The 26,295-nt window shown below is 72.2% G+C and carries 27 protein-coding genes and 1 riboswitch; of the genes, 5 read left to right on the top strand and 22 right to left on the bottom strand.

Annotated features, from left to right (window positions below; translation table 11 throughout):
* Position 1: 1 nt before the first annotated feature.
* The 11 genes from HNR22_RS30625 to HNR22_RS30575 form a co-directional block, all read right to left on the bottom strand.
* Positions 2-796: a glycosyltransferase gene (locus tag HNR22_RS30625; protein ID WP_179783294.1), complete on the bottom strand. Its 795-nt coding sequence runs from the start codon at positions 794-796 to the stop codon at positions 2-4.
* Positions 793-2,004 (bottom strand): nucleotide sugar dehydrogenase, encoded by a 1,212-nt coding sequence (locus HNR22_RS30620; RefSeq protein ID WP_179783293.1) that lies wholly within the window; start codon positions 2,002-2,004, stop codon positions 793-795. Before HNR22_RS30620 ends, HNR22_RS30625 begins: the two co-directional genes overlap by 4 nt.
* 272 nt (positions 2,005-2,276) lie before the next feature.
* Entirely contained in the window at positions 2,277-4,826 is a 2,550-nt protein-coding gene (gene pheT / locus HNR22_RS30615; protein ID WP_179783292.1) for a phenylalanine--tRNA ligase subunit beta, read from the bottom strand.
* A gap of 40 nt (positions 4,827-4,866) precedes the next feature.
* A complete protein-coding gene (gene pheS, locus HNR22_RS30610) occupies positions 4,867-5,934 on the bottom strand; it encodes a phenylalanine--tRNA ligase subunit alpha (RefSeq protein ID WP_088947488.1) in 1,068 nt (355 codons plus the stop codon).
* Between the two features lie 220 nt (positions 5,935-6,154).
* The gene (locus HNR22_RS30605) at positions 6,155-6,952 is read right to left on the bottom strand and encodes a TrmH family RNA methyltransferase (protein WP_179783291.1); all 798 of its coding nucleotides are present in this window, start codon (positions 6,950-6,952) and stop codon (positions 6,155-6,157) included.
* 83 nt (positions 6,953-7,035) lie between these two features.
* Positions 7,036-7,428 (bottom strand): 50S ribosomal protein L20, encoded by a 393-nt coding sequence (gene rplT, locus HNR22_RS30600; RefSeq protein ID WP_030488429.1) that lies wholly within the window; start codon positions 7,426-7,428, stop codon positions 7,036-7,038.
* A gap of 32 nt (positions 7,429-7,460) precedes the next feature.
* On the bottom strand, positions 7,461-7,655 hold the full coding sequence (rpmI, locus tag HNR22_RS30595) for a 50S ribosomal protein L35 (protein ID WP_007458415.1): 195 nt from the start codon (positions 7,653-7,655) through the stop codon (positions 7,461-7,463).
* Between the two features lie 19 nt (positions 7,656-7,674).
* On the bottom strand, positions 7,675-8,325 hold the full coding sequence (infC, locus tag HNR22_RS30590; protein ID WP_088947485.1) for a translation initiation factor IF-3: 651 nt from the start codon (positions 8,323-8,325) through the stop codon (positions 7,675-7,677).
* Positions 8,326-8,924: 599 nt separating this feature from the next.
* Positions 8,925-9,398, bottom strand: a complete 474-nt coding sequence (locus HNR22_RS30585) for a PH domain-containing protein (protein ID WP_179783290.1) — start codon at positions 9,396-9,398, stop codon at positions 8,925-8,927.
* Between the two features lie 352 nt (positions 9,399-9,750).
* Complete coding sequence (hisG, locus tag HNR22_RS30580) at positions 9,751-10,596, bottom strand: ATP phosphoribosyltransferase (RefSeq protein ID WP_179783289.1); 846 nt, start codon at positions 10,594-10,596, stop codon at positions 9,751-9,753.
* Between the two features lie 47 nt (positions 10,597-10,643).
* On the bottom strand, positions 10,644-10,907 hold the full coding sequence (locus HNR22_RS30575) for a phosphoribosyl-ATP diphosphatase (protein ID WP_088947482.1): 264 nt from the start codon (positions 10,905-10,907) through the stop codon (positions 10,644-10,646).
* A gap of 145 nt (positions 10,908-11,052) precedes the next feature.
* Here HNR22_RS30575 and HNR22_RS30570 point away from each other — a divergent pair, with 145 nt between their 5' ends.
* Genes HNR22_RS30570 through HNR22_RS30560 form a run of 3 tightly spaced genes read left to right on the top strand, consistent with a single transcriptional unit; the run spans position 11,053 to position 13,504 of the window.
* Positions 11,053-11,916: an ABC transporter substrate-binding protein gene (locus HNR22_RS30570; protein WP_179783288.1), complete on the top strand. Its 864-nt coding sequence runs from the start codon at positions 11,053-11,055 to the stop codon at positions 11,914-11,916.
* On the top strand, positions 11,913-12,758 hold the full coding sequence (locus HNR22_RS30565; protein WP_099857298.1) for an amino acid ABC transporter permease: 846 nt from the start codon (positions 11,913-11,915) through the stop codon (positions 12,756-12,758). Before HNR22_RS30570 ends, HNR22_RS30565 begins: the two co-directional genes overlap by 4 nt.
* A gap of 2 nt (positions 12,759-12,760) precedes the next feature.
* Complete coding sequence (locus HNR22_RS30560; RefSeq protein WP_179783287.1) at positions 12,761-13,504, top strand: amino acid ABC transporter ATP-binding protein; 744 nt, start codon at positions 12,761-12,763, stop codon at positions 13,502-13,504.
* A gap of 81 nt (positions 13,505-13,585) precedes the next feature.
* Here the strand turns inward: HNR22_RS30560 and ribH are convergent, their stop codons facing one another.
* From ribH to rpe, 7 genes are all read right to left on the bottom strand, one after another.
* Positions 13,586-14,086, bottom strand: a complete 501-nt coding sequence (gene ribH, locus HNR22_RS30555) for a 6,7-dimethyl-8-ribityllumazine synthase (protein ID WP_088947478.1) — start codon at positions 14,084-14,086, stop codon at positions 13,586-13,588.
* A gap of 2 nt (positions 14,087-14,088) precedes the next feature.
* Positions 14,089-15,354: a bifunctional 3,4-dihydroxy-2-butanone-4-phosphate synthase/GTP cyclohydrolase II gene (locus tag HNR22_RS30550; RefSeq protein WP_179783286.1), complete on the bottom strand. Its 1,266-nt coding sequence runs from the start codon at positions 15,352-15,354 to the stop codon at positions 14,089-14,091.
* Positions 15,351-16,034 (bottom strand): nicotinamide riboside transporter PnuC, encoded by a 684-nt coding sequence (pnuC, locus tag HNR22_RS30545; protein WP_179783285.1) that lies wholly within the window; start codon positions 16,032-16,034, stop codon positions 15,351-15,353. Before pnuC ends, HNR22_RS30550 begins: the two co-directional genes overlap by 4 nt.
* Positions 16,034-16,678 carry a riboflavin synthase gene (locus tag HNR22_RS30540; RefSeq protein ID WP_179783284.1) on the bottom strand — a complete coding sequence of 215 codons (645 nt, stop codon included), beginning with the start codon at positions 16,676-16,678 and terminating at the stop codon, positions 16,034-16,036. Before HNR22_RS30540 ends, pnuC begins: the two co-directional genes overlap by 1 nt.
* Before the next feature lies 1 nt (position 16,679).
* A complete protein-coding gene (gene ribD, locus HNR22_RS30535) occupies positions 16,680-17,741 on the bottom strand; it encodes a bifunctional diaminohydroxyphosphoribosylaminopyrimidine deaminase/5-amino-6-(5-phosphoribosylamino)uracil reductase RibD (protein WP_179783283.1) in 1,062 nt (353 codons plus the stop codon).
* A 167-nt stretch (positions 17,742-17,908) separates the two neighbouring features.
* A riboswitch (FMN riboswitch) is annotated at positions 17,909-18,080 on the bottom strand.
* A gap of 80 nt (positions 18,081-18,160) precedes the next feature.
* Positions 18,161-19,117, bottom strand: a complete 957-nt coding sequence (locus tag HNR22_RS30530; protein ID WP_179783282.1) for a response regulator — start codon at positions 19,115-19,117, stop codon at positions 18,161-18,163.
* Between the two features lies 1 nt (position 19,118).
* A complete protein-coding gene (gene rpe, locus HNR22_RS30525; RefSeq protein WP_179783281.1) occupies positions 19,119-19,799 on the bottom strand; it encodes a ribulose-phosphate 3-epimerase in 681 nt (226 codons plus the stop codon).
* Positions 19,800-20,053: 254 nt separating this feature from the next.
* Between rpe and HNR22_RS30520 the strand changes: the two genes are divergently transcribed.
* Entirely contained in the window at positions 20,054-20,944 is an 891-nt protein-coding gene (locus tag HNR22_RS30520) for a septum formation family protein (RefSeq protein ID WP_179783280.1), read from the top strand.
* Between the two features lie 83 nt (positions 20,945-21,027).
* Positions 21,028-21,918 (top strand): septum formation family protein, encoded by an 891-nt coding sequence (locus HNR22_RS30515; protein ID WP_179783790.1) that lies wholly within the window; start codon positions 21,028-21,030, stop codon positions 21,916-21,918.
* A gap of 55 nt (positions 21,919-21,973) precedes the next feature.
* On the opposite strand, the gene HNR22_RS30510 is transcribed toward HNR22_RS30515, so the two are convergent.
* From HNR22_RS30510 to HNR22_RS30495, 4 genes are read right to left on the bottom strand one after another with little or no spacing between them, the layout of a single operon-like run.
* Positions 21,974-23,452 (bottom strand): RsmB/NOP family class I SAM-dependent RNA methyltransferase, encoded by a 1,479-nt coding sequence (locus HNR22_RS30510; protein ID WP_246382813.1) that lies wholly within the window; start codon positions 23,450-23,452, stop codon positions 21,974-21,976.
* Positions 23,407-24,333, bottom strand: coding sequence for a methionyl-tRNA formyltransferase (gene fmt / locus HNR22_RS30505; RefSeq protein WP_179783278.1), 927 nt, complete (start codon positions 24,331-24,333; stop codon positions 23,407-23,409). The genes HNR22_RS30510 and fmt overlap by 46 nt, the downstream gene beginning before the upstream one ends.
* A gap of 4 nt (positions 24,334-24,337) precedes the next feature.
* Complete coding sequence (gene def / locus HNR22_RS30500; protein WP_179783277.1) at positions 24,338-24,895, bottom strand: peptide deformylase; 558 nt, start codon at positions 24,893-24,895, stop codon at positions 24,338-24,340.
* 44 nt (positions 24,896-24,939) lie between these two features.
* Complete coding sequence (locus tag HNR22_RS30495) at positions 24,940-26,208, bottom strand: cytochrome P450 (RefSeq protein ID WP_179783276.1); 1,269 nt, start codon at positions 26,206-26,208, stop codon at positions 24,940-24,942.
* Positions 26,209-26,295 lie beyond the last annotated feature (87 nt).

Genomic DNA, 26,295 nt, shown 5'->3' with positions numbered 1-26,295 from the left:
CCTAAGCCGTCTTCTCGTACTCGGTGCTGTTGTCCTGCGGGTCGCGCGGGGCCGGCAGGGCCGGCGCGAGGGTGCGGTCGCCGAGCTTCGCCCGGCTCAGCCGCCGACCGTAGGCGAAGAAGTACCAGCGGAGGTAACCCGGGAGGAACCGACCCAGGTCGAAGTGGGACTCTCCCAGTGGCCGGTCCAACCAGATGGTCGGGATCTCGGCCACCGGCAGTCGCAGCCGGGTGGCTTTGGCGGTCAACTCCAGGCCGATCTCGAATCCGGTCCGAGACTCGATGCCCACCTGCCGGACGAAGGCCGTGTCGTACGCCTTGAAGCTGTTCGTGGCATCCCGGGTGCCGACCCGCGCCAAGGTGTAGAGGCTGCGCCCAGCCCACCGGGACATCAACCGCTTCAACCGAGGCCCGCCCACCTGCTGCCCCCCGGGCATGTACCGGGAAGCGGCGGCCACCACGACACCCCGGTCAACCAGTCGGGCGAGCTCGTCGATCTGGCGCGGGTCGTCGCAGCCATCGGCCATGGTGACCACCACGACGGGGGCCCGGGCGGCGTCGACGCCGAAGCGGATCGCGTTCGCCGGCCCCCGGCCGTAGGTGTTGAGCACCGCCCGGACCCGAGGATCCTTTCGGGCGATCTGCTCGGCGTACGGCACTGTGGTGTCCTCCGGCATGTCGTGCACGATGAGCACCTCGGCCGGGAGCAGCATCTCCCGAAGCATCCGCTCCAGACAGCGGACGATCGCCTCGCCCTCGTTGTAGACCGGGACGATGACCGACACGCGCGGCGTCACACCCGCACGCCCTGACCGGTCAGCCCCCACATGTCGATCAGTGGTGTGTCCGTCTCCAGCCGGGCGTACTGCTCGTGCGGCGCTGCGATGACCAGCAGGTCGGCCCGGCGTAGCACCTCGTCCAGGTCGACGAAGCGCTCGTCGGCCACGAACGGGTCGGTGCAGAGCGTCTCGCGGGTCTTCAGCGCCAGGATCTTGCGCAGCTTGTACGCCAAGCTCTCCCGGGGGTCGTCGCTGCCGCCCTTGAACGCCATGCCGAGGATGCCGACCGTCATCTCGGACAGGTCGAACCGATCCTCCAACCGCGACACCAGGTACAGCGGCAGTCCCTCATTGATCAACATGGCCGAGTGGCCGAGCACGAAGTTGTTCCGGTTGAAGGCGGCCAACTGCATGGTGTCCTTGAACAGGCACGGCCCGGCCGCGAAGCCGGGCATGGGCAGATCCGCCGCGCGCGGGTAGTCGTACGCCACCGCGTGCCGGATCCGAGCGAAGTCGAGCCCGAAGTCGTTGGCCATCATCCAGAACTGGTTGGCGGTGGCGAACTTGATGTAACGCCAGGTGTTGGTGAACAGCTTCGCCAGCTCCGCTTCCTCGGGCTCCAGCGGCACTATCTGCTCGGTCAGGTGCCGGAAGAGCTTCTCCGCCCGCGCGAGCGCCGCCGGGGTCCGAGCCGCCACGATCTGCGGCAGCGCGAACAGCTCGGTCATCGCCCGGCCCTCGGCGATCCGCTCCGGACAGAACGCCACATCGGCGCGAATGCCCTTGCCGGCCAACAGCTTCTCGGTCAGCGCCGTCACTCCCGGGTAGACGGTGCTGCGCAGCACCACGAGCTGCCCGTCGCGCAGGTGCTCGGCGCACCGCTCCAGAGCCCGGGGCACCGCGCCCAGATCCGGGTTGAGGTGCTCGTCCACCGGCGTTCCGACGACCACCACCAGGTGCTCGGAGCCACCCACGCTGGACGGATCGGTGGTCGCCCGCAGCCGCCCGGCCGCGACCGCCTCCGTCAGCGGTTCCGCCGCGCCGGGCTCAGCGAACGGGAGCCGCGCGGCATTCACCGTGGCCACCGCCTCGGCGTTGATGTCGTACAACACGACGGAGAGGCCGCGGGCGGCGAAGGCGATGCCCAGCGGCAGACCCACCCGACCGCAACCGCCAACGATGCAGACGTCGGACGTCGTGACCTGCGCGGCCTGGTCCTCGGACATGGATCAACTCCCATGGGGGTGGGGGGTGCCTTCCGGTGGTCGCCGGAATCCAAGCAGGCTAACCGCTCGGAGGTGACTCGCGGGTAACCAAACATGCCGTGACCGGTGCCCTTTCGGACGATAGGGCACGCGGTGCGGCTGTTCGGTGACACAGCGCGACAGGTGGTCGCGTCACAAGTCGACCGACGGCAGGTGCCAACGGACCCATGGCACGCCGGCGGTGGCCACCGCGAACACGGTGGCCACCGCGAGTCATCTCCGCACCGGCCCCCTCAGGCGCCGCGCAGGGTCGCGCCGAGGCGCTCCGCCGCGACGGCGACCGCCGCGTCCCGTGCCGCGACCGCCTCCTCGACGGTGAGCGTCCGGTCCGGTGCCCGGAAGGTCAGCTTGTACGCCAACGACCGGCGACCGTCACCGAGCTGCGCGCCGGAGTACACGTCGAACAGCCGCACGTCCTCCAGCAGCTCACCGGCGCCCGCCTCCAGCGCGCGGCGCACCTGCTCCGCCGGCACCGAGTCGTCCACCACCAGGGCCACGTCGATCAGTGCCGGCGGGAAGCCGGACACCGTCGGCGCGGGCGTCACCGGGGTCGGCGGCAACGCGTCGAGGTCCAGCTCCATCGCGCAGGTGCGCCGGGGCAGCTCCAGCGCCGCGACCACCACCGGGTGCAGCTCACCGGCGTGCCCGACGACCGCGCCGTCGACCCGCAGCTCGGCGCAGCGGCCCGGGTGCCACGGTGCGTACTCGGCGGCGCGCACCTCGACCCGCTCGCCGGGGATCCCGGCGGCGTCGAGCACGTCACGGGCCGCCTCGATCGCGTCCGCCCAGCCGGCCGGTCGACCCGCACCCCACCAACCGGCGGGGTCGAGGTCGCCGGCGAGCACCACCGCGACGTGCACCGGCTGCGCCGGCACCACCGCGTCAGCGGCCGCGAACTCCGCGTCGGTGGGACGCCGGTCCACGCCCATCGCCGGCGGGCTGCCGGCACCGACGCGCGGGTGGAAGACCGCGCCGATCTCGTAGAGGGCGAGGTCGCGGTGACCCCGACCGAGGTTGCGCTTGAGGATGCCGAGCAGCGGGCCGAGCAGCGTGGTGCGCAGCAGCGGCTCCTCCTCGGACAACGGGTTGGCCAGCCGCACGGCGGGCCGACGCGGGTCGTCGGCCGCCAGGCCGAGATGGTCGGCCAGCTCCGGCGACACGAACGGGTGCGCGAGCACCTCCACGTACCCCCGCTCGGCCAGCGACCCGGCGACAGCCCGGCGCCGACGCTGCCGCGGGGTCAGGCCGCGACCGGGAGGCGCGGTCGGCAGCACCGACGGCACCCGGTCGTACCCGTCGAGGCGGACCACCTCCTCGACCAGGTCGGCCGGGTCGGTCAGGTCGGGCCGCCAGGTCGGCGGGGTGACACTCAGCGCCGTCCCGGCGCCGCTGGCCACACCGACCGCGCCCGGGTCCTCGGACAACCGGTCCACGCCCTGCGCGACGGTGCAGCCGACCCGCTCCAGCAGGGCGACCACCCGCGCCGGCGGGTACTCCACGCCGACCCGCCGGGTGGGCAGGTCCGCCGGCAGGCTGATCGGGGTACGCGGCCGGACGTGGTCGATGTCCAGGACCTCCGCGCCCGGGGTGCCACCACCGTGCTCGGTGAGCAGCCGCACGGCACGCTCCAACGCGACCAGCGCCACGGCCGGGTCGACGCCCCGCTCCCAGCGCTTCGCGGCCTCGCTGAACAGCTTGTGCCGGCGGGCCGTGCGCCCGACCATCGCCGGGTCCCAGTGCGCCGCCTCGAAGAGCACGTTGGTGGTGGTGCCGGTGACGACCTCGCTGGTCTCGCCGCCCATCACGGCCGCGAGGGAGATCGGCCCAGTGTCGTCGCAGATGACCATGTCGTCGGCGGTGAGCACCCGGTTGACACCGTCCAGGGTGGTCAGCTTCTCCCCCGCCTCGGCGCGGCGGACCACCAGCGGCCCGACGACCCGGTCGGCGTCGAAGGCGTGCATCGGCTGGCCCAGCTCCAACATCACGTAGTTGGTGATGTCCACCGGCAACGAGATGCTGCGGATGCCGGCGGTGACCAGCCGCTGCTGCATCCACGACGGGGTGGGGGCGCTCGGGTCGACGCCCCGGACCAGGCGGGCGGTGAACCGGTCGCAGCCGACCGTGTCGCGGACCTCCACCGGGTACGCGGGCGTCTCGGTGCCGCTCGGCGCGGGCGCCAGGGCCGGGTCGTGCAGCGGCACGTCGAACGCGTGCGACAGCTCCCGGGCCAGACCGCGCAGGCTCAGCGCGTACCCCCGGTCCGGGGTGATCTCCAGATCGAGCACGACGTCGTCGAGGCCGACCACCGGGCGCGCGTCGTCGCCCGGCTTGGCCGTCACGTCCGGCCCCAGCACGATGATGCCGGAGTGGTCGTCGCCGAGGCCCAGCTCCTTCGCCGAGCAGATCATGCCCGCGGAGTTGTGCCCGTACGTCTTGCGGGCACCGATCGCGAACCCGCCGGGCAGCACACCGCCGGGCAGGATCACGACCACCCGGTCGCCGACGGCGAAGTTACGCGCCCCGCAGACGATTTCCTGCGGTTCGCCGGTGCCGTTGGCGGCGCCCACGTCCACCCGGCAGAAGCGAATCGGCTTCTTGAAGCCGGTGAGCTCCTCGATCTCACGGACCTCACCGACGACGAGCTGACCGGTGACGCTCTCGCGCAGGTCCACCACGGACTCGACCTCGATGCCGAGGTCGACCAGGGCCTGCTCCAGGTCACCGGTGGGCAGGTCGGCGGGGAGGTCGACGTACTCCCGCAGCCAACTGACAGAAACTCGCATGACTTCAGACCACCGTTCCCGTGTCTCGTACCCGCATCGCCTACGCCCCGGTCCCGAGCGCGCGGCTGAACCGCACGTCGCCCTCGAAGAGATGGCGGATGTCGCTGACCCCGTGCCGGACCATCAGGGTCCGGTCGATGCCCATGCCGAAGGCGAATCCGGAGTAGACCTCCGGGTCCACGCCGCAGGCGCGCAGCACCCGCGGGTTGACCATGCCGCAGCCGCCCCACTCGACCCACTGCGGGCCGTCGCGGTGCTCCGGGAACCACACGTCGAACTCCGCCGACGGCTCCGTGAACGGGAAGTAGTGCGGCCGCCACCGGGTCTTCGCCTCCGGCCCGAACATCGCCCGGGCGAAGTGGTCGAGCGTGCCCCGCAGGTGCGCCATCGTGATGCCCTTGTCCACCACCAGACCCTCGGCCTGGTGGAACACCGGGCTGTGCGTGGCGTCGATCTCGTCGGTGCGGTAGACGCGCCCGGGCACGATCACGTAGATCGGCGGCTTGCGGCTGAGCATCGTGCGGGTCTGCACCGTCGAGGTGTGGGTCCGCAGAACGAGGCCGGAACCCTCTGGTGCGATGTGGAACGTGTCCATCAACCCGCGCGCCGGGTGGTCGGCGGGGATGTTCAACGCGTCGAAGTTGACCCACTCCAGGTCGACCTCGGGCCCCTCGGCCACCTCGTAACCCATCCCGACGAACAGGTCGCTGATCGACTCCATCAGGACGCTCAGCGGGTGTCGGGCGCCCCGGGGACGCCGGTTGAAGGGCAGGGTGACGTCCACCCGCTCCTCGACAAGCACCCGCTGGGCCTGCTCGCGCTCCAGCACCTCGGCGCGGTCGGCGTACGCGGTCTCGATCGCCCGGCGGGCCTCGTTGACCCGCTTGCCGGCGTCGGACTTCGCGGCCGGCGGCAACGCGCCGATCTCCCGGCGCGCGAGGGAGACCGGTGACCGGTCACCCAGGTGCACCGAGCGCAGCGCGGTCAACGCGTCCGGGTCGGCGGCGGCCGTGAACGCCTTCGTGGCGTCCGCGACAGCCTCGTCCAGGGCGGCGGGGTCGAGCAGGGCAACCTGCTTCGGGTCGTACGGATCGTTGCGGTAGCTCATGGCGTACGGGCACTCCCTCACGGCGGCGCCAGCCCTCACCGGGGGCGGCTAAGCGAGTCTACGGACGCGCGGCTGTGCCGCAGCCCGCCGGTAGGAGTTGTGCAGGGAGCAGGTCAGGCCCGCCGCCCGCCGACACCGGCGGGCTGGCTAAACGAACGCCGTGGCGCGTTCATGGGCGGACGCTCTCCCCTGCTGTCAGTCGCGCCGGGCATGATCGCCCTCAGCGCTGTGCTCTCGCTGAAGCGTACAGGCACACCGCCGCTGCGGCAGCCAGGTTGAGGCTCTCCGCGCGCCCGTACAACGGCACCCGCACCCGGGCGTCGGCGGCGGCGGTCAACTCCTCGGGCAGGCCGTGCGCCTCCGAGCCGAACAGCCAGGCGGTGGGCCCGACGAGCCGACCGTAGTCGGTCATGTCGTCCAGGTCGTCGTCGCCGTACCCCGTGGTGGCGAAGATCGACAGCCCGGCGGCGCGCAGCGCGTCGACCACCGCGACCGGGTCGCTGGCGCGCACCACGTCGAGGTGGAAGAGGCTGCCGGCGGAGGCGCGTACACACTTGCCGTTGTACGGGTCGACGGCGTCGCCGGCGAAGACCACCGCGCCCGCGCCGGCCGCGTCGGCGGTGCGCAGCACCGTGCCGGCGTTGCCCGGGTCGCGGATCTCGGCGAGCACCGCCACCAGCCGGGGCGCACCCGCGAGGGCCTGCTCCAGCGACACGTCGAGGTGCCGGCAGACGGCGACCAGCCCCTGCGGGGCGACGGTCTCGGTCAGCGCGGCGAGGGCATCGTCGGTGACCTCGGAGACGGGCACGTCGGCGCGGGCCGCCGTGGCGGCCAGCTCCGGGTGCCGGTCGAGGGCGGCGGGCGTACCGAACAGCTCAGTGACCACCCCCGGCCGCGCGAGGGCCTCGCGGACCGCCTGTGGGCCCTCGGCAAGGAACCGGCCGGCGGCGTCGCGGTCCCGGCGGCGTTGCAGCCGGCGGGCGGCGACAACCCTGGGGGTACGCGGGGTGAAAGCCATGGTGTGCGCTCCTCCGGCACGATTGAGGCGCCCCCCGGACGGCGGTGCCGACGCGGGAGACGCCTCGTTCTGGTGCGTGGGGATCAGGCGGCCTGAGCCGCCGCGCCGCCGGTGCCCTCGGCCGTGACCGCGGCCCGGGCCAGCTCGACGATCGCCGCGAAAGAGGCGGCGTCGTTGACAGCCATGTCGGCCAGGATCTTGCGGTCGACCTCGATGCCGGCCAGACGCAGGCCCTGGATCAGGCGGTTGTAGGTCATCCCGTTGGCCCGGGCACCCGCGTTGATCCGCTGGATCCACAGCTGCCGGAAGTCGCCCTTGCGGTCGCGACGGTCCCGGTAGGCGTACTGCATCGAGTGCAGCACCTGCTCCTTGGCCTTGCGGTACAGCCGGGAGCGCTGACCGCGGTAACCGCTCGCGGACTCCAGCAGGGTACGACGCTTCTTCTGGGCGTTCACAGCCCGCTTGACGCGTGCCATCTCAACTCCTTATTACGTAAAGGTGGCGCGCGTCAGCGGCCGAGCAGCTTCTTGATGCGCTTGACGTCGGCCTTGGCCAGCACGACCGTGCCGGTCAGCCGGCGGGTCTGGGTGGAGGGCTTCTTCTCCAGGTTGTGACGGAGGCCGGCCTGCTGGGCAACGATCTTGCCCTTGCCGGTCACCTTGACCCGCTTACCCATACCCGTGTGGCTCTTCATCTTCGGCATGTGGAACGTCTCTCCCCTGTTACTCGCCGCTGGTATCGGCGGCGAGGCCGGTGTCACCGGCTGCTGCGGTCTCGCCGACCGCTGCGGTCTCATCGGCTTCCGGAGCGGCGGACTCGTCCCCTGCCCGGTCCCGAGGTCCACCGCGGGACGCCGTGGCGGCGACCGCGGAGGCCTTGACGGCCCGATGCGGAGCGAGAACCATGATCATGTTTCGGCCGTCCTGCTTCGGAGCGGCCTCGACGTATCCCAGTTCCGTGATCTCGGATTCGAGTCGACGCAGAAGCCGGTAACCCAGCTCCGGACGACTCTGCTCGCGACCGCGGAACATGATCGTCACCTTGACCTTGTCGCCCGCCTTGAGGAACCGCACCACGTGACCCTTCTTGGTCTCGTAGTCGTGCGGGTCGATCTTCGGTCGAAGCTTCATTTCCTTGATGACGGTCTGCTGCTGGTTACGCCGCGCTTCGCGCGCCTTGAGTGCGCTCTCGTACTTGAACTTGCCGAAGTCCATGAGCTTGCACACCGGCGGGCGCGCCATCGGCGCAACCTCGACCAGGTCCAGATCGACGTCCGCGGCCAGCTGAAGAGCGCGCTCCAGCGGGACAATGCCCACCTGCTCACCCTCTGGGCCGACCAGTCGGACCTCACGTGCCCGGATCTGCTCGTTCACGCGTGGTTCGACGCTGATGGGGCCTCCTCGAGTCGCTTCTGCTCAGTGCCGACCCCCGCGGCCCCCGGATGGGAACCAACCCGAAAAGCAGAAGGCCCCGGCGCATGCCAGGGCCCGCTCGACCGGTCAGCACGATCACAGGATCGCGCATCCGGCGCCGGGACATGCCCGGAACCGGTGACCGGACCCGGCCACCGTAGCGGCGACTCGGGTGGGAGCAGGCGCTCCGCTTTCAAGGCTGTCTGCTCGCACGCGGAGACAGCCTGGTCGACTCGACAACACTACACCGGCGCCCCGTCCACCCCCAAACCGGGCACCACCTGAGGTCAAGGCGCCGGTCGCGCTCGGTCGTGCCGGGCGGGTCGGGCGCGCTCGGGCGGGTCGGGCCGGCGCCGGCCAAGATCCGCGCAGTTTCCCGGAAAGTGCTGCCTCCGGCGACGCCGAGACAGCAGTTTCGGGGAAGTTGTCCAGATCTTGCCGATGGGGTAAGGGCGGGCGCGTCGGGGCGGGGCGGTCCGACCGGACGGTGCGCGGCAGGCGCGGGCACACGCCGCGACGCGACGCAGACGCCGACTCGGAGCCGCGCAGTCAGGTGCGGGTCAGCGGCCGAGGGCGCGTTCGGCGAGGCGGGCCTGGTGTGCCTCGTGCAGTCGCCGCAGCGCACGGACCCCGTCGACGGCCAGCTCCTTGTCGGCGGCCTGGAGGGCGATCATCGGCAGGAGGTCGTCGTCGTGCAGGTCCAGGCTGGCCCACGGCGCGCCCCGGTCGAACCGGACTCCCCGGACAACCTCCCAGGGCAGCTCGTAGGAGCTGATGATGTTGCGCACCCGGACGCCACGCGCGTCCGCCTCCACCCGCGGACGGGTGAACAGCAGGAAGCCCAGCGCCCCGAAGATGCCCAGGCCGACCATGGCGATCTGGTCGCCGCGCTGGAAGCTGCCGTAACCGTCGCCGGTCGGCCCGCTCAGCGAGGTGGCGACCAGACCGAACACCACCACCAGCGCAACCGCCGCCGACCAGCAGACCACGCGGATGCGGCGGGGCTTCAGTCGGACCAGTTCGGTTTCACTCACCCCACCAGTCTGCCACCCGCACCCGCCCATCAAACGCACCACCCGCCGAGCCACCACCGCGAGCCCACCCCCGAACCCGGGCCCGGTTCGCAGGGGTCCACGCCCGAGGCCTCAAGATCGTGCTCGATCCAGGATCTAGTGGCCTCCGTCGAGATCGACACCACTACTTCAATGATCGAGCGCGATCTTCCCGGTCGGGGCACGGCCGCCAGAGGTTCCTCGCCTCACACCCGCTCCAGGACGCGACAGATCCACTCGGGCTTCGTGAAACGGGGGTGTCCTGGCGCGCGGACACCCCCGTTTCAGCGAACCCGAGTTGATCAAGCGCCGGGCGGCCCGCCGGACGAACCGGTCAGAGGCGACAGGCGTGGATGTTGGTGACGAGGATGGCGCGGGCGCCCAACTCGTACAGCTCGTCCATGATCCGGTGGACGTCGTCGCGGAGCACCATCGCCTGCACCGCCACCCAGCCCTCGCGGTGCAGCGGCGAGACGGTGGGCGACTCGATGCCCGGGGTGAGCCCGCTGGCGCGGTCCAGCAGGCCGGCCGGCACGTCGTAGGCGAGCATCACGTAGCGGCGGGCCACCAGCACACCGTGCAGGCGGCGCAGCAACTGCTCGGCCTGCGCGTTCGCGGGCGCACCGGCACGCCGGACCAGCACCGCCGAGGAGCGCAGCAGCGGCTCCCCGAACACGACGAGGCCCGCCTGGCGCAGGGTGGCGCCGGTCTCCACGACGTCCGCGATCACGTCGGCGACACCGAGGCGTACGGCGTTCTCCACCGCACCGTCGAGGCGGATCACGTCGGCCTTGACTCCCACCTCGCCGAGGTGCCGCTCGACCAGCCCCGGGTACGCGGTGGCGATCCGGTGCCCGCCGAGGTCCTGGACGGAGGCGATGTCGTCGGGGCGGGCGGCGAAGCGGAAGGTGGCCCGGCCGAAGGCGAGGTCGACGACCTCTTCCGCCGGCGCGGCCGAGTCGATCAGCAGGTCCCGGCCGGTGATCCCGAGGTCGAGGTCACCGGAGCCGACGTAGGTGGCGATGTCCTTGGGGCGCAGGTAGAAGAATTCGACGTCGTTGGGCTCGTCCCGGCAGACGAGGTCCTTGGGGTCGGTGCGCTGGCGGTAGCCCGCCTCGCGCAGCATCTGGGCGGCCGGCTCGGCCAGGGTGCCCTTGTTGGGGATGGCGACACGCAACATGACGGAGTGCTCCTTCGATCCGGATGGCGATCAACGGGTGGGGGCACTCACAGATGTCGGTAGACGTCCTTGAGGTCGAGACCACTGGCGAGCATCAGCACCTGGACCTGGTAGAGCAGTTGGGAGATCTCCTCGGCGGTGCGCTCCGGCCCCTCGTGCTCGGCGGCCATCCACGACTCGGCCGCCTCCTCGACGACCTTCTTGCCGATGAAGTGCACCCCCTTTTCCAGGGCGGCGACGGTGCCCGAGCCCGGGGTGCCGGCGGCGGCCTTGGCCTGCAGCTCGGCGAACAACTCCTCGAACGTCTTCACGGGAGAGGATTCTTCCAGCCGGTCGACTCGCACCGTACGTCCGGGTCCGCCAACACCCAGTCAGCGGGACTTCGAGGCGGCAATTCCCTATCGGCATGGTAGGACAATCTTCGATCGATGCTCATGGAGCTCTACGCTGTCGGCCATGGCCAGCAGCTCACGTCTCCTCGCGCTCACCCTCGCCGGTGCCGCCGTCGTAGCCACCGCCGGATGCGCGCCACAGAAGGAGCTACCTACCCCCACTGTCACCACGGGTCCGTCCTGCGCCAAGGACAGCCTGCCCACCCGGACGCCGGGCAAGCTCACCATCGCCACCGACCAGCCCGCGTACGAGCCGTGGTTCTCGAAGGACAAGCCGGAGAGCGGCGAGGGCTTCGAGTCGGCCGTCGCGTACGCGGTGGCGGAGAAGCTCGGCTACGCCCGCGCGGACGTCACCTGGACCCGGGTGAAGTTCGACACCGCGATCGCGCCCGGGCCGAAGGACTTCGACTTCGACATCAACCAGTTCTCCATCACCGAGGAGCGCAAGCAGGCGGTGGACTTCTCCGCGCCGTACTACCTGGTGCGGCAGACCGTCGTCGCGTTGAAGTCCTCGAAGATCGCCGGCAAGACGTCGCTGGCCGATCTTCGCGACGCGCGGCTCGGCGCCCAGGTGGGCACTACCAGCTACCAGGCGATCACCGACGTGATCAAGCCGTCGGCCAAGCCGCAGGTCTACAACAGCAACGACGACGCCAAGAAGGCCCTGCAGAACGGGCAGCTGGACGGGCTCGTGGTGGACCTGCCGACCGCCTTCTACATCACCGAGGCGGAGATCACCGACGCGACGATCGTGGGGCAGGTGCCGCAGGTCGGTACGCCCGAGGCGTTCGGGTTGCTGCTGGACAAGAACTCCCCGCTGACCTCCTGCGTGACCGGCGCGGTCGGTCAGCTCACCGCGGCCGGCACGCTGAAGCAGTTGGAGCAGACGTGGCTCGCTCAGGCGGCGGGGGCGGCCGAGCTGCGGTGACGCTCCTGGATCACGTGCCCTCGGAGGCGCAGCGGCGACGGTCGGCGTACCGGCATCGGCAGACCGTCTACAGCGTGGTGGTCGCGGCCTGTTCCACGGCGGCGCTCGGCACGCTGCTCGTCGTCGCGGTGACCGGTGCGCCCGGCTGGGACCGGGTGCGGCAGTCGTTCCTGGACCCGGAGATCGCCCGGGACGCGTTGCCGGCGGTCCTGAGCGGGCTCTGGCTCAACGTCCGGCTGCTGGTGTGCTGTGCGGTCGGCGCGCTGCTGCTCGGGCTGGTGATCGCTGTGCTGCGGACGTTGCGCGGCCCGGTCTTCTTCCCGGTCCGGGCGCTGGCCGCCGGCTACACCTACACCTTTCGCGGCCTGCCGCTGATCATCGTGCTGTACCTGCTCACCCTCGGCGTGCCCGGCCTGCGACTGCAGGGGATGCCGCCGGTGCTGGTGCTCGGTGGGGCCGCGTTGGTCCTCACCTACAGCGGTTATCTCGCCGAGGTGTTCCGGGCCGGCATCGAGTCGGTGCACCCCAGCCAGCTCGCCGCGGCGCGCTCGCTGGGCCTGACCTACCGGCAGACGATGCGCCACGTGGTGCTGCCGCAGGCCGTCCGCCGGGTCGCGCCGCCCCTGCTCAACGACGTGGTGGCGTTGCAGAAGGACGTCGGGCTGGTCTCGCTCGCCGGGCCCATCGACGCGGTCCGCGCGGCTCAGATCGCGACCGCCCAGTCGTTCAACTACACGCCGTACGTCGTGGCGGGGGTGCTCTTCGTGCTGCTCGCGATCCCGCTGATCGCGGTCACCGACTGGGTGACGCTGCGGGCGGCGCGTCGACAGTCGGGAGGCTGAGGATGGCACTGCTCCGCTGCCGGGGTCTGCGCAAGGAGTTCGCCGGTCAGGTGGTGCTCGACCAGCTCGACCTGACCGTCTCCGAGCATCAGGTGGTGGCGCTGATCGGCGCCTCCGGGTCGGGCAAGTCGACACTGCTGCGGTGCGTGAACCTGCTGGAGGAGTTGGACGACGGCACCATCGAGCTGGACGGGGAGGACATCTCCGATCCCCGGGTGGACCCGGACCGGGTCCGTCGGCGCATCGGCATGGTGTTCCAGGCGTACAACCTCTTTCCGCACCTGAGCGTGTTGGAGAACGTCACCCTCGCCCCGCGCCGCGTACACCGGCGGGGCCGGGCGGAGGCGGAGGCCCAGGCCCGGGAGCTGCTCGACCGGGTGGGGCTCGGCGCCAGGGCGGACGCCTACCCGGACCGGCTCTCCGGCGGGCAGCAGCAGCGGGTGGCGATCGTCCGGGCGCTGGCGAACTCACCTCGGCTGATGCTGCTCGACGAGGTGACCTCCGCGCTGGACCCGGAACTCGTCGGTGAGGTGTTGGCGATGATCCGGGACCTGAAGGCCGACGGGATGACCATGGTGCTGGCCACCCACGAGATGAGCTTCGCCCGGGAGGTCGCCGACGAGGTGTGCTTCCTCGACGCGGGTCGGGTCGTCGAGAGCGGCCCGCCCGAACAGGTGCTGGGCGAGCCGACCCAGCCGCGCACCCGGCAGTTCCTGCACCGGATCATCGAGGCCGGCCGGCTCTGAAGCCAGCCGGTTCTCAAGCCGGCCGCCGGCAAGGACAGGGCGGCCGCCGGCATGGACAGGGCAGCCGCCTGCGAGGATGCCTCAGCCGCCGAAGCCGACCCGCTGGGCGCTGCCGGCGGCGACGGTCCGGACGGCCAGCGCGGCGTCGAGCGCGGCGACGGTCGCGGCCCAGCCCTTGTCCTCCGCCGAGCCGGGCAGACCGGCGCGGTCCCGGGCCTGCTCGATGGTCTCCACGGTCAGCACCCCGTGCGCCACCGGCTTGCCCTCGTCCAGCGCCACCCGGGTCAGCCCATCGGTGACCGAGCGGCAGACGTAGTCGAAGTGCGCGGTGGAACCGCGGACCACCACGCCGAGCGCGACCACCACGTCGCAGCGGCGCGCGAGGGCCTGGGCGACCACCGGCAGCTCGACCGAGCCGGCGACCCGGGCGACCACGGACCGGGCCCCGCACGCCTCGGCGGCCGCCAACGCCCGCTCCAGCATGTGGTCGGTGAGGTCGCCGTGCCAGCGGGCGGCAACAACCCCGACGGTCAGCCCCGCGGCATCCACCGCGTCGACTCCCGGCTCACCGAAACCCGCCATCGTCATGCTCCGATCTCGTCGTTGGCGACCGGGCGCCCCAGCGGCGCCTCGGACAGCTCGTCCAACTCGTCCAGCAGGTGACCCATCCGGTCCCGCTTGGTGCGTAGGTAGCGCAGGTTCTCCGGGTGCGCGCCGGCCGGCAACCCCTCCCGGCCGGTGATGGTCAACCCGTACCCCTCCAACCCGGCCCGCTTGGCCGGATTGTTGGTCAGCAGCCGCATCGAGCGCACGCCCAGGTCGTAGAGGATCTGCGCGCCGGTGCCGTAGTCGCGGGCGTCGGCCGGCAGGCCCAGGTCGAGGTTGGCGTCGACGGTGTCGCGACCGGAGTCCTGCAACTGGTACGCCTGCAGCTTGTGCAGCAGCCCGATGCCGCGCCCCTCGTGCCCGCGGACGTAGAGCACCACGCCCCGGCCCTCCCGCGCGACCCGGGACAGTGCGGCGTCCAACTGCGGCCCGCAGTCGCAGCGCAGCGAGCCGAACACGTCCCCGGTGAGGCACTCGGAGTGCACCCGCACCAGCACGTCCTGGCCGTCGCCGAGGTCGCCCAGCACCATCGCGATGTGCTCGGCCGGGTCGTGCTCCGCGCGGTAGCCGAGGGCCCGGAACACGCCGTGCCGGGTGGGCATCCGGGCGTCGGCGACAAGCTCGACCTGCTTCTCGGTGCGCCGCCGGTAGGCGATCAGGTCGGCGATCGTGATCAGCGTGAGGCCGTGCTCGGCGGAGAACTTCTCCAGGTCCGGCAACCGCATCATGGTGCCGTCGTCGTTGACCAGCTCGCAGAGCACGCCGGCCGGGCGCAACCCGGCCAGCCGGGTCAGGTCGATCCCCGCCTCGGTGTGCCCCGGGCGGCGCAGCACCCCGCCTTCGCGAGCGCGTAGCGGCACGACGTGCCCGGGCCGCGCCAGGTCGGTCGGGTCGGTCGCCGCTGCCGCGAGCAGCCGGCTGGTGTGCGCGCGGTCGGCCGCCGAGATGCCGGTGCTGACGCCCTCCCGGGCGTCCACGGTCACCGTGTACGCGGTGCCGCGCCGGTCCTGGTTGGTGTGGTGCATCGGCGGCAGGTCGAGGCGGTCGGCCTCGCTCTCGGTCAACGCGACGCAGACGTACCCGGAGGTGTAGCGCACCATGAACGCCATCAGCTCCGGCGTGGCCAGCTCGGCCGCGAAGATCAGATCGCCCTCGTTCTCGCGGTCGGCGTCGTCGACGACGACCACCGGCCGACCGGCCGCGATCTCGGCGACCGCCTGCTCGATGCTCCCGAAACTGCTCACGCCACGGCCTCCCGGTAGATGGGCGTACGGGCGAGGGCCGCGGCGCGCGAGGTGCGCCACCAGGCGGCGAAGCCCCAGGCGCAGAGGGCGCCGTAGATCAGGTACATGACCGCCGACGGGTAGAACCCGCCGCGCAGCAGCAGCGGCACGCCGACCGCGTCCACCGCGATCCAGAGCAGCCAGAACTCCACCCAGCCGCGCGCCATGCCGTACGTGGCCAGCAGGCTGCCGGTGAGGATCCAGGCGTCGGGCAGCGGGCCCCACGAGCCCAGCGCCTTGAGCACCGGGTACGCGGCGGCGGTGCCGACCACGGCGGCCAGCAGCAGCATCAGCCGCTCCCGCCCGGTGGCCCAGCGCGGAACGACCGCTGCCTGACCGGCGTCGGCGCGACGGTTGCGCTGCCAGCGCCACCAGCCGTAGACGCTGACCGCGAAGAAGAACACCTGTCGGCCGGCCTGCCCGTACAGGTCGTGCGCCTGCGGGGTGGCGAACACCCCGCCGAGGAAGACGGTCAGGAGCAGCGCGTTACCGACCATGCCGACCGGCCACGCCCAGACCAGCCGGCGCAGCCCGAGCAGCGCGGAGACCAGCCCGAACGCGTTGCCGACGATCTCCCGGGCCAGCACCGGCGAGCCGCCCACCTGCACCTGAGCGTCCAGCAGCCAGCTCAGCGGGCCCATCAGGCCACCCCGCCGGTGATCGAGGCCACCCCGGTGCCGTCGGTGCCGGTGAGCCGGTCGCCGAGAAGCCGCTCGACGTACTTGGCCAGCACGTCGACCTCCAGGTTGACCGGGTCCCCGACGCTCTTCGCGCCGAGCGTGGTCAGCTTGAGCGTGGTCGGGATCAACCCGACGGCGAACTCGTCCGCGCCCACCTCGGCCACGGTCAGCGAGACACCGTCGATGGTGATCGAGCCCTTCTCCACCACGTACCGGGACAGGGCGGCGGGCAGCCGGAACCGGACCGTCTCCCACTGCTCGGCCGGCTCCCGGGAGAGCACCGCGCCGACGCCGTCCACGTGGCCCTGCACCAGGTGCCCGCCGAGCCGGCTGCCGAGCGCGGCGGCCCGCTCCAGGTTGACCGGGTCGCCGACGCTCAGCGCGCCCAGCGCGGAGCGGCGCAGCGTCTCCCCCATCACGTCGGCGGTGAAGACCCCGTCGGCCACGTCCACCACGGTCAGGCACACGCCGTTGACCGCGATGGAGTCGCCGTGCCGGGCGTCGGAGGTGACCAGCGGACCGCGTACGCCGATCAGCGCCGAATCGCCCGCTGTCGGCGTGACCCGGACGATCTCGCCCAACTCCTCGATGATGCCGGTGAACATCTCAGCCCTCCCTTTTGCGGGGCAAAGCGGTGATCCGGAGATCCGGACCGATCTGCGTAACGTCGACGAACTCCAGATCGATGGCCTCAGCGATGGTGCTCACTCCGGCGTCGACCAGGGCGGTCGGGCCGGCGCCGAGCAACCGGGGCGCGACGTACCCGACGATCTTGTCGACCAGGCCGGCCCGCAGGAACGCGCCGGCCAGCCGGGGGCCGCCCTCCAGCAGCACCGCGCGGACCCCGCGCTGATGCAGCGCCGCGAGCAGCGCCGTCAGGTCGACCCGGCCGTCCGGGTCGGCGCCCACCTCGTCGGCGGTCGCGATCCACGTCCGCGCGGCGCCGTCGCGGACCCGGGCGTCAGCCGGGGTACGCCCCGAGCTGTCCACCACCACCCGCAGCGGCTGCCGGATGGCCAGGCTGCCGTCGCGCAGGTTGCGAGCGGTCAACCGGGGGTCGTCGGCGAGCACGGTGCCCACCCCGGCGAGCACCGCGTCGACGGTGCCACGCAGGGCGTGCACGTCGATCCGGGCCGCCTCCGAGGTGATCCACATGCTGGTGCCGTCGAGCGCGGCGGAGCGCCCGTCGACGGTGGCGGCGTACTTCCAGATGACGTACGGCCAGCCCCGGCGCATCGAGGTCAGCCAGGCGACGTTGCCGGCCTCGGCCTCCTCGCCGCGTACCCCCAGGTCGACACGGACCCCGGCGGCGCGCAGGGTGGCGGCGCCGCCGGACGCGACCGGGTTGGGATCGGGCACGGCGATGACCACCCGGGCGACGCCGGCCTGGACGAGCGCGGAACTGCAGGGGCCGGTGCGACCGGTGTGATCGCAGGGTTCGAGAGTGACCACGGCGGTGCCGCCCTTGGCCCGCTGCCCGGCCTGCGCGAGGGCGACGATCTCGGCGTGCGGCCCGCCGGCGTACGCGTGGAAGCCCTCACCCACGACCTGGCCGTCGTCGTCGAGCAGCACGCAACCGACCACCGGATTGGGGCTGGTCGTGCCGAGCCCGCGCGCCGCCAACTCGATCGCACGCCGCATCGCCTCATCGACGGAGACGCTGGCCATCGCGCTGCCCCTGCCCTCTCACTCGCCGGTCCGCGCGCTGGCGGTCAGGGAGGCTGCGGCCATGGGGCCGCGGGCAGGCGGAGGCGGAGTCCGGGAACGGCACAGCCGCCCCGGGGGGCTCGGCACGGCACGCTGAAGCCAGCGGCCGGCTCGAACCCGTCCGTCCCGCGCGCTGTCTCCCATCCGGACTGTCTGGGCGCGGACGAACCGCTCCCAACCGTCGGCCCCGGACTTTCACCAGGTCCACCGGGCGGCCAGAGCCGTCCGGGTCGCGGGCTGACCACGGTTGGACCGTGGATCACCGCCGGTTCGGAATTTCACCGAGTCCCGCCAGCGCGTGGTGGGTTATACCGGCAGTCTTACACGCCGATGCGGGTGCGCCGCCACCTAGGCGAGGTACTTCACAGCGGGATCACGCGTCAGGTGACGCCGCGACGCCGGTCCACTGCCACGTACGAGCCCGGCTGGCTCTTGGCGACCGTCTTCATCTCCGAGGCCACCGCGATCGCTTCGAGGGGGTCGGTGAACCGCTTGCCGGCGTCGGAGAGGGACACCCCGATGGAGAGCGTGACCAGGGCAGCGCGCCGGATGTTGCCGCGCCGGTCCTTCAGCTCGACGAAGCCGCGCTCACGGTCGGTCGCGTCGTAGAGCGTGTCGGCCGACTTCTCGAAGTCGACCACCGCCCGGGACGTCAGCGGGCGGACCTGGTCCGGGGCGCAGACGATGACGAAGTCGTCGCCGCCGACGTGACCGAGGAAGGCCGGTGGCAGCCCCACCGCCACCACCGCCCGGTGCAGGCTGCGGGCCAGCGCGGAGATGAAGTCGTCGCCGCGGACGAAGCCGTACCGGTCGTTGACGCTCTTGAACCGGTCGATGTCGATGTAGCCGACCGCGTAGTCGACACCGTGGCGGACCCGGTCGCTGATCTCCCGACGGATCCGGCTGTTGCCGGGCAGCCCGGTCAGCGGGGAGACCTCCCGGAACTCCTTGTTGCGGCGCAACGTGGACGAGACCCGGGCCACCAGCTCGGCGGTGTCGAACGGCTTGACCAGGTAGTCGTCGGCGCCGGCGCTGAGACCGTGCACCTTGTCCACCGTCATGCCCTTGGCGGTCAACATGATCACCGGAATGGCGGAGGTCATCGGGTCGGCGCGCAGCCGCCGGGTCAGCTCCAGCCCGTCGATCCGGGGCATCATCAGGTCGATCACCGCCAGGTCCGGACGCTGGCGTTCGATGACCTCGAGCGCCTCCTGGCCGTCGCTGGCGTGGATCACCTCGAAGCCGTGCAGCCGCAGGTTGAACTCGACGAAACGAGCGATGTCGTCGTCGTCGTCGACGACGAGGATGATGTCCTTGCGGTCGTCGTCGGAGTCCACGTCAGGCGCCTGGAGCCGCGCGTTCCGCCAGTGCCCGCAGGTGCCGTACGGCCTCCGCCGGGTCGGCGGCGCCGTACACGGCGGTGCCGGCCACGAACGCGTCGGCGCCCGCGGCGGCGGCCTGCTCGATGGTGTCGGCGGCGATCCCGCCGTCCACCTCGATGCGCAGCTCCAGGTGCCCGGCCGAGATGTGCCGGCGGGCGGTACGAACCTTGTCCAGCAGTTGCGGGATGAACCGCTGCCCGCCGAAGCCGGCCTTGATCGTCATGATCAGCAGGGTGTCGAAGCTGGGCAGCAGGTCGAGGTACGGCTCGATCGGGGTGTCCCGGTCGATGGCCAGGCCAGCCTTCGCACCGGCCGAGCGCAGGTCCTTGGCCAGCGCCACCGGGTCGTCGGACGCCTCGGCGTGGAAGGTGACGTTGTACGCCCCGGCGTCGGCGTAACCGGGGGCCCAGCGGCGCGGATCCTCGATCATCAGGTGCACGTCGAACGGCATCGCGGTGACAGCCCGCAGGCTCTGCACGACGGGCAGCCCGATGGTCAGGTTCGGCACGAAGTGGTTGTCCATCACATCGACGTGCAACCAGTCCGCGGCGTCCTCGACGGCACGGACTTCTTCGGCGAGGCGGGCGAAATCGGCGGCCAGAATGCTCGGCGCGACGATCGGCGGCGGTACGGTCACGTGGTCAGTGTACGAACGTTGCGGCCCGCAACCCGCATCGCGGCACCAACACCGACGCGCTGTGACCCAGCAGTGACCAGTGGTGCAGAATGGCTCGCTCCGGACCGCCAATTCCGGACGAACAGACGTCAGTGGCTGGCCGATCGACGGAAAGGCGACGACACTCCAACCGGGACTGTGCCGTAGGCTGCACGCCCGCCGGGGTCTCGCCGCGGGGCGCGGTGACCGGCCGCCAGCTCCCGGAAGGGCGGACGATGCGACGGTGGCTTCCAGCGCTGGCGCTGGCCGGCGTCACCACGATGCTGCTGGCCGGCTGCGCGCCGGCGCGAGGCGCGGACGGTGACCTCACCGACGACTGGCCGGCGCTGCGGGTCCCGAAGCCGTTCGCTCCCGCCACCGACACCTGCCTGCCCCGGATCATCCCGGTGGTGCAGGCCAGCACGTACGAGACGGTGGACTGCGCGCGTAACCACCTGGCCGAGACCATCCACGTGGGCACGTTCGTCGGGCCCGACGCGCTGACCGAGACCCGACCCGAACCCGGGTCGACGGCGCTGCGCACCGCCCGCGCCGAGTGCGACCAGCGGGCCCGGGAGGTGCTCGGCGGCGACTGGCACACCGCCCGGCTGGCGCTGTCGCTCGCGTTGCCGTCCGCGCCCGCCTGGTCCGGCGGCGCGCGCTGGTTCCGCTGCGACCTCAGCGAGACCGGCAGCATCGACAACACCCGCCCGGTCAACCGCACCGGCAGCCTGCGCGGTGCGTTGATCGGCGACAACCCGCTGACGCACCGCTGCTTCGACCCGAAGCTGATCGGCGACAACCTCAACTACATGGCGCCGGTGCTCTGCACCGAACCGCACCGGGCCGAGTTCGTGGGCGTCTACGAGGAGCGGGACATGAGCTGGGCCGACTTCAACAAGTCCCCCGCGCAGGCGCACCAACGTTGCATGCGGTTGATCGCCGAGTTCGCGTCCGTGCCGAACAACAGCGACCTGCCGTACCGGGCCGGGTCCATCTACTACCCACCGTCGCAACGCGAGTGGGAGGAGGGCGACCGGGGCGTGCGGTGTTTCCTGTGGAGCGACGACCGCAAACTCACCCGCTCGATGCGGGGTGCCGGCCCGGAGGGACTACCGGCGATCTGAACATCGGTGCCGTATGCTGCTGCGCCGTGGCGCTACCGACCGACGAGGTCCGGCCGGAGGCCACCAGCGGCGGGAGGTCGGGGATGCGACGGTGGTTGGCGGCGTTCGCCGGGGGTGCGGCCCTGGCCCTGGCACTGGCCGGGTGCGGCGCACCCGCCGGAGTCGACACTGACCTCATCGACGACTGGCCGGCGCCCGTCGCGGCGCAGCAGTTCGTTCCCGCCGCCGACGTCTGCCACCACTCCTCCCAGCAGGTTGGCTTCCTGAGCGGTTACAACCCGATGCCGTGCACCGAGGCGCACCGGGTGGAGACCATGCACGTCGGCACCCTCACCGGCCCGGGCGCCGAGCGCGACGCACCGCCGCAGGCCGGGTCGGTGGGCATGCGGGCCGCGCAGGCCGCCTGCGACACCGAGGTCAACAAGGCGCTGGGCGCCGACTGGCGGTCCGGGCGACTCGGCGTGACCGTCGTGCTGCCCTCGCCGCAGGCGTGGTCGGGCGGGGCCCGCTGGTACCGCTGCGACGTCACCGAGATCGCCAGCATCGACGACACCGCTGTCGACCTGCGCACCGGCAGCCTCCGGGGCGCGCTGTCCGGCGCGGCGCCACTGGCGTACCGCTGCTTCAACCCGAAGCTGGTCAAGGACGACGTCGACGAGATGGTGCCGGTCTCCTGCACCGCCAAGCACCACGCCGAGTTCGTCGGGGTCTGGCAGGCGCCGGACATCACCTACGCCGAGTTCTCCCGCACCATCAAGCGCACCCACCGCGCCTGCCAGTCGATGATCGCCAAGTACGCGAAGGTACCGGACAACTCCCAGCTCGACTTCCGCGCCGGGACGATCTACTACCAGCCGTACGAGGAGGAGTGGAAGAACGGCAACCGTGGCGTGCAGTGCTTCCTCTGGATCTCCGACCGCAACCTGACCCGTTCGATGAAGAACGCCGGCAACAAGGGTCTCCCGGTCACCTGAGCTGAAGGAAGGGCCCCTCGGGGCCCTTCCTTCACGCGTCGGGTGTCGGTGCGACTCAGCCTCGGCGCAGGACGGCGAGGAACATCGCGTCGGTGCCGTGGCGGTGCGGCCAGAGCTGCACGGTCGGCCCGTCGCCCAGACCGGGCATGCCGGCCGGCAGCAGCGGCCGGGCGTCCACGAAGTCCACCGCAACCCCGCTGCGGCGGGCCGCCTCGGTCACCGTCACGTGCGTCTCGACCGTGTGCGGCGAGCAGGTGACGTAGGCGACCAGCCCACCGGGGCGGACCGCCCGCAGCGCCGCGCCGAGCAACTCCCGTTGCAGCCGGGTCAGCGGCGGCAGGTCGGACGGCTGGCGACGCCAGCGCGACTCCGGCCGGCGGCGCAGCGACCCCAGCCCGGTGCACGGGGCGTCGACCAGCACCCGGTCGAAGTGCTGCTCCGGCAGCTTCGGGTCGCCGCCGACCTCACGGCCGTCCATGGTCAGCACGGCCACCGGCAGGTCCCGGGTCGCCAGGGAGACCAGCCGGGCGCGGTGCTCGGCCACCTCCACCGCTGTCACCCGGGCACCACGTTGCGCGGCCAGCGCGCCGAGCAGGCCGGCCTTGCCACCCGGGCCGGCGCACAGGTCCAGCCAACGCCCGTCCGGGCCGTCCAGCGGCGCGTCGGCGAGTGCGGCGGCCACCAGCTGAGAGCCCTCGTCCTGGACGTGGGCACGGCCGTCGACCACCGCCGGGATGTCGCCCGGCGCGCCGCCGGGCAGATAGACGGCGTACGGCGAGAAGGCGCCGGGCGCTCCGCCGACCTGGTCGGCCAACTCGACCGGGTCGATCAGCCCCGGCCGCGCGCACAGGTGCACCGGCGGGCGCTCATTGTCCTCGATCAGCAGTCGGGCGGTCTCACCCAGATCACCGTCGAGCGCCTCGGAGAACGCCCGCACGATCCACTGCGGGTGGCTGTACGCCAGTGCCAGGTGCCCGACCGGGTCGGTCTCCATCGGCGGGGCGAGCTTCGCCACCCAGGCGTCCGCGTCCCGGGTGGACACCTCGCGCAGCACCGCGTTGGCGAAGCCGGTGGCACCCGGTGCGACCGAGCGGACCAGGTCCACTGTCGACGAGACGGCGGCGTGCGCCGGCACCCGGGTGTGCAGGAGCTGGTACGCCCCGAGCCGCAGCGCGTCGCGGACCGGCGGGTCGATCCGGGCCACGTCCCGGCCGGCCGCGTCGGTCAGGATCGCGTCCAACGTGCCGAGGTGGCGCAGGGTGCCGTAGGTCAGTTCGGTGGCGAAGGCCGCGTCCCGACCGAACAGCCCCTCCTCCCGCAGGATCATGGGCAGCACCAGGTTGGCGAACGCGTCGTCGCGGTGCACCGCGGCAACCGCCTCGTACGCCGCACGACGCGGTCGGTCCAGTGGTGGCCGGACCGGCCGGCGGTCCCCGCCACGACCCGCGGGCGGGCCGGAGCGGGTGGGGCGGGTGCCCTCGGGGGCTGTCACGCGAAGTCCTCTCCAGTGCCGACCCGGACGCCGCGCGCCCAGTCGGTCGCGCCCATGGCCCGCTTGCCCGCGGCGCGGACCTCGCCGAGGCGCACCGGCACTGTCGCCGTGCCGCTCAGCACCCGGGACTTCTCCACCAGCAACTCCCCCGGCTTCAACTCTGGGCCGTCGGGCACCGGCACGACCGGGCCGAGCTTCACCCGCTCGCCCCGGAAGGTGGTCCAGCCGCCCGGGGCCGGGGTGCAGGCCCGGATCCGACGGTCCACGGCGAAGGCCGGGTCGCTCCAGCGCACCCGGGCGTCGTCCACCGTCAGCTTCGGCGCCAACGACACCCCGTCGACGGGCTGCGGCTCGGCCCGGGCGGTGCCGTCGGCGATCGCGTCGAGCACCGCCACCAGCAGACCCGCACCGGAGTCGGCGAGCCGCTCCAGCAGGTCACCGGAGGTGTCGGCGGCCCGGATCTCGTCGGTCAGGGTGCCGTAGACCGGGCCGGTGTCCAGGCCCTCCTCCAACTGGAAGACGCTGGCACCGGTCAGCTCGTCGCCGTGCAGCACGGCGTGCTGCACGGGTGCGGCACCCCGCCACGCGGGCAGCAGCGAGAAGTGCAGGTTGATCCAGCCGTGCCGGGGGATCTCCAGGGCGGCCGGCGGCACCAACGCGCCGTAGGCGACCACCGGCACGCAGTCCGGCGCGAGCGCGCGGAGCCGGTCGAGGAACTCGGGGTCGCGGGGACGGGCCGGCGTGAGCACCTCGACGCCGTGCTCGTCGGCCCACTCACCGACCGGGGACCGGGACAGGCCACGCCCGCGTCCGGCGGGCGCGTCGGGCCGGGTGACCACGGCGACCAGCTCGTGCCGGGAGGCGGCGACGGCGGCCAGGGCGGGAACGGCGACGGCCGGCGTGCCGGCGAAGATCACGCGCATCCGGTCACCGACCCAGACCGAACGGGTCGCTGAGGTGCGGGCTGAGCTTGACCGTGGGCGGGGCTGCCGCGTCGTACCAGTCGGCCTGGCGGATCGCCTTCATGGCCTCCTTGCGCCCGGCGGCGTCCAGCCGGTCGAGGAAGAGCACACCGTCGAGGTGGTCGGTCTCGTGCTGCACGCAGCGGGCCATCAGGCCGGTGCCGACGATCTGCATCGGGTCGCCGAACGAGCTGAAGCCCTTGGCGATGACGTTCTGGCGGCGCTTGGTGTCGAAGTAGAGCCCGGGGATGGACAGGCAGCCCTCCGGGCCGTCCTGCTCCTCCTCGTCGGGGAACTCGAGCACGGGGTTGACCAGGTGCCCGAGCACGTCGTCGACGTCGAAGGCGAACACCCGCAGGCTCACACCGAGCTGCGGGGCGGCCAGGCCTGCGCCGTTCTGCTCACGCATCGTGTCGGTGAGGTCGGCGACGAGCCGACGCAGCTCGGCGTCGAAGTCGACCACCGGATCGGCCGGCGTGCGCAGCACCGGATCCCCAAACAGACGGATGGGCTGGACGGTCACGCGGGGTGGCTCCTTCATGGGTCGGACGGGGGTGCCGTACCAGTCTACGGAGTGCCCCGCCACATGCCGGCCGGCGTACCTCGATCGGCGACGGCCGGTGTGCCCAGCGTCACCAGCAGGCTCTCGTAGCCACGCAGGGTCAGCCGGGTCCGGTGCCGGGGCTGCTCGGCGAGCGCCAGGTCGGGGAGGCGGCGCAGCAGCATCGGGAAGGCCAGTTGCGCCTCCAGCCGGGCCAGGCCGGCGCCGAGGCAGTAGTGCGGGCCGGCGCCGAAGGACAGCGGGTGCGCCTGGTCACGGGTCGGGTCGAAACGCTGTGGATCGGGAAACCGGCGCGGGTCCCGGTTCGCCGCGCCGAGCAGCAGCAGCGTCGTGCTGCCGGCCGGCAGGTCGAGCCCGCCGCAGCGCACCGGCGCCGTGCTGTTGCGGGTCGTCAGTTGCACCGGCGAGTCGTAGCGCAGCAGCTCCTCGACGTACGCCGGGGCGAGCGCGGGATCGGCGCGCAGCTCGGCGGCGGCGGCCGGGTGGTCCAGCAGCACGACGAGACCGTTGCCGAGCAGGTTGGTGGTGGTCTCGAAGCCGGCCACCAGCAGCACCACCAGGTTGGCCAGCAGTTCGTCGCCGGTGAGCCGGTCGCCGTCGGCGTCGTGCACCTGGACCAGCGCCGTGGTCAGGTCGTCGGCCGGTGCCCGCCGCCGGGCGACGATCAGCTCGACGAAGTAGTCGCGCAGCTCGGAGGCCCCCGCGTCGGCGACCGTCAACTCCTCGGGGGTTATCTCCGGCTCCAGCACCCCGGTCAGGTCACCGGCCCAGCGGCGGAAGAGCGGCCGGTCGGCGGCGGGTACGCCGAGCAGCTCGCAGATCACCCCGACCGGCAGCGGGTACGCGAAGTCGGCCAGCACGTCAACCGGAGCGCCGTCCTCGGCCCGGGAGACCATCGCGTCGAGCAGTTCCTCGGCCTGCGCCCGCACCACGTCGCGCATCCCGGCGATCCGACGCGGGCTGAACGCCCCGGCGGCCAGCCGACGCATCCGGCTGTGGTCAGGCGGGTTGGTCCGCAGCATGGACCGGGCGATCGACGACACGGCGGGGCTCTCCCGCCAGTTCGGCCAGACCTGGTCGCGCAGCGCGTCGTCGAGCACCCCGAGCCGGGGGTCGCGCAGCAGCTCGTCGGCCTCCGGGTAGCCGGTCACCACGTACAGGCCCGGCAACGCCTGCACCACCGGCCCGTGGGCGCGCAGCCGCTCGTACGTCGGGTACGGGTCGACGCGTCCCTGCGGCGACATGAGCAGTGTGAGCGCTTCGGCAGCCTCCATGGCTGGCCTCCCCCGTCGATGCGTCGGAGGTTCCATCATCCCGGTGCGACCGCCATCCGACAGCCCTCGGCGCCGAGCAGTCGACGC

This window comes from Micromonospora jinlongensis, from assembly GCF_013410645.1.
GTDB classification, from domain to species: domain Bacteria; phylum Actinomycetota; class Actinomycetes; order Mycobacteriales; family Micromonosporaceae; genus Micromonospora; species Micromonospora zamorensis.
Note: the sequence above shows the minus strand (reverse complement) of the source record. Positions and strands in the feature narration are given on the sequence as shown.

Excerpts from the sequence above, each read along its gene's own strand:
- HNR22_RS30620 (WP_179783293.1), bottom strand. The coding sequence starts at position 2,004 with ATGTCCGAGGACCAGGCCGCGCAGGTCACGACGTCCGACGTCTGCATC.
- pheT (WP_179783292.1), bottom strand. The coding sequence starts at position 4,826 with ATGCGAGTTTCTGTCAGTTGGCTGCGGGAGTACGTCGACCTCCCCGCC.
- pheS (WP_088947488.1), bottom strand. The coding sequence starts at position 5,934 with ATGAGCTACCGCAACGATCCGTACGACCCGAAGCAGGTTGCCCTGCTC.
- HNR22_RS30605 (WP_179783291.1), bottom strand. The coding sequence starts at position 6,952 with ATGGCTTTCACCCCGCGTACCCCCAGGGTTGTCGCCGCCCGCCGGCTG.
- rplT (WP_030488429.1), bottom strand. The coding sequence starts at position 7,428 with ATGGCACGCGTCAAGCGGGCTGTGAACGCCCAGAAGAAGCGTCGTACC.
- rpmI (WP_007458415.1), bottom strand. The coding sequence starts at position 7,655 with ATGCCGAAGATGAAGAGCCACACGGGTATGGGTAAGCGGGTCAAGGTG.
- hisG (WP_179783289.1), bottom strand. The coding sequence starts at position 10,596 with ATGTTGCGTGTCGCCATCCCCAACAAGGGCACCCTGGCCGAGCCGGCC.
- HNR22_RS30570 (WP_179783288.1), top strand. The coding sequence starts at position 11,053 with ATGGCCAGCAGCTCACGTCTCCTCGCGCTCACCCTCGCCGGTGCCGCC.
- HNR22_RS30560 (WP_179783287.1), top strand. The coding sequence starts at position 12,761 with ATGGCACTGCTCCGCTGCCGGGGTCTGCGCAAGGAGTTCGCCGGTCAG.
- ribH (WP_088947478.1), bottom strand. The coding sequence starts at position 14,086 with ATGGCGGGTTTCGGTGAGCCGGGAGTCGACGCGGTGGATGCCGCGGGG.
- pnuC (WP_179783285.1), bottom strand. The coding sequence starts at position 16,034 with ATGGGCCCGCTGAGCTGGCTGCTGGACGCTCAGGTGCAGGTGGGCGGC.
- HNR22_RS30540 (WP_179783284.1), bottom strand. The coding sequence starts at position 16,678 with ATGTTCACCGGCATCATCGAGGAGTTGGGCGAGATCGTCCGGGTCACG.
- ribD (WP_179783283.1), bottom strand. The coding sequence starts at position 17,741 with ATGGCCAGCGTCTCCGTCGATGAGGCGATGCGGCGTGCGATCGAGTTG.
- HNR22_RS30520 (WP_179783280.1), top strand. The coding sequence starts at position 20,054 with ATGCGACGGTGGCTTCCAGCGCTGGCGCTGGCCGGCGTCACCACGATG.
- HNR22_RS30515 (WP_179783790.1), top strand. The coding sequence starts at position 21,028 with ATGCGACGGTGGTTGGCGGCGTTCGCCGGGGGTGCGGCCCTGGCCCTG.
- fmt (WP_179783278.1), bottom strand. The coding sequence starts at position 24,333 with ATGCGCGTGATCTTCGCCGGCACGCCGGCCGTCGCCGTTCCCGCCCTG.
- HNR22_RS30495 (WP_179783276.1), bottom strand. The coding sequence starts at position 26,208 with ATGGAGGCTGCCGAAGCGCTCACACTGCTCATGTCGCCGCAGGGACGC.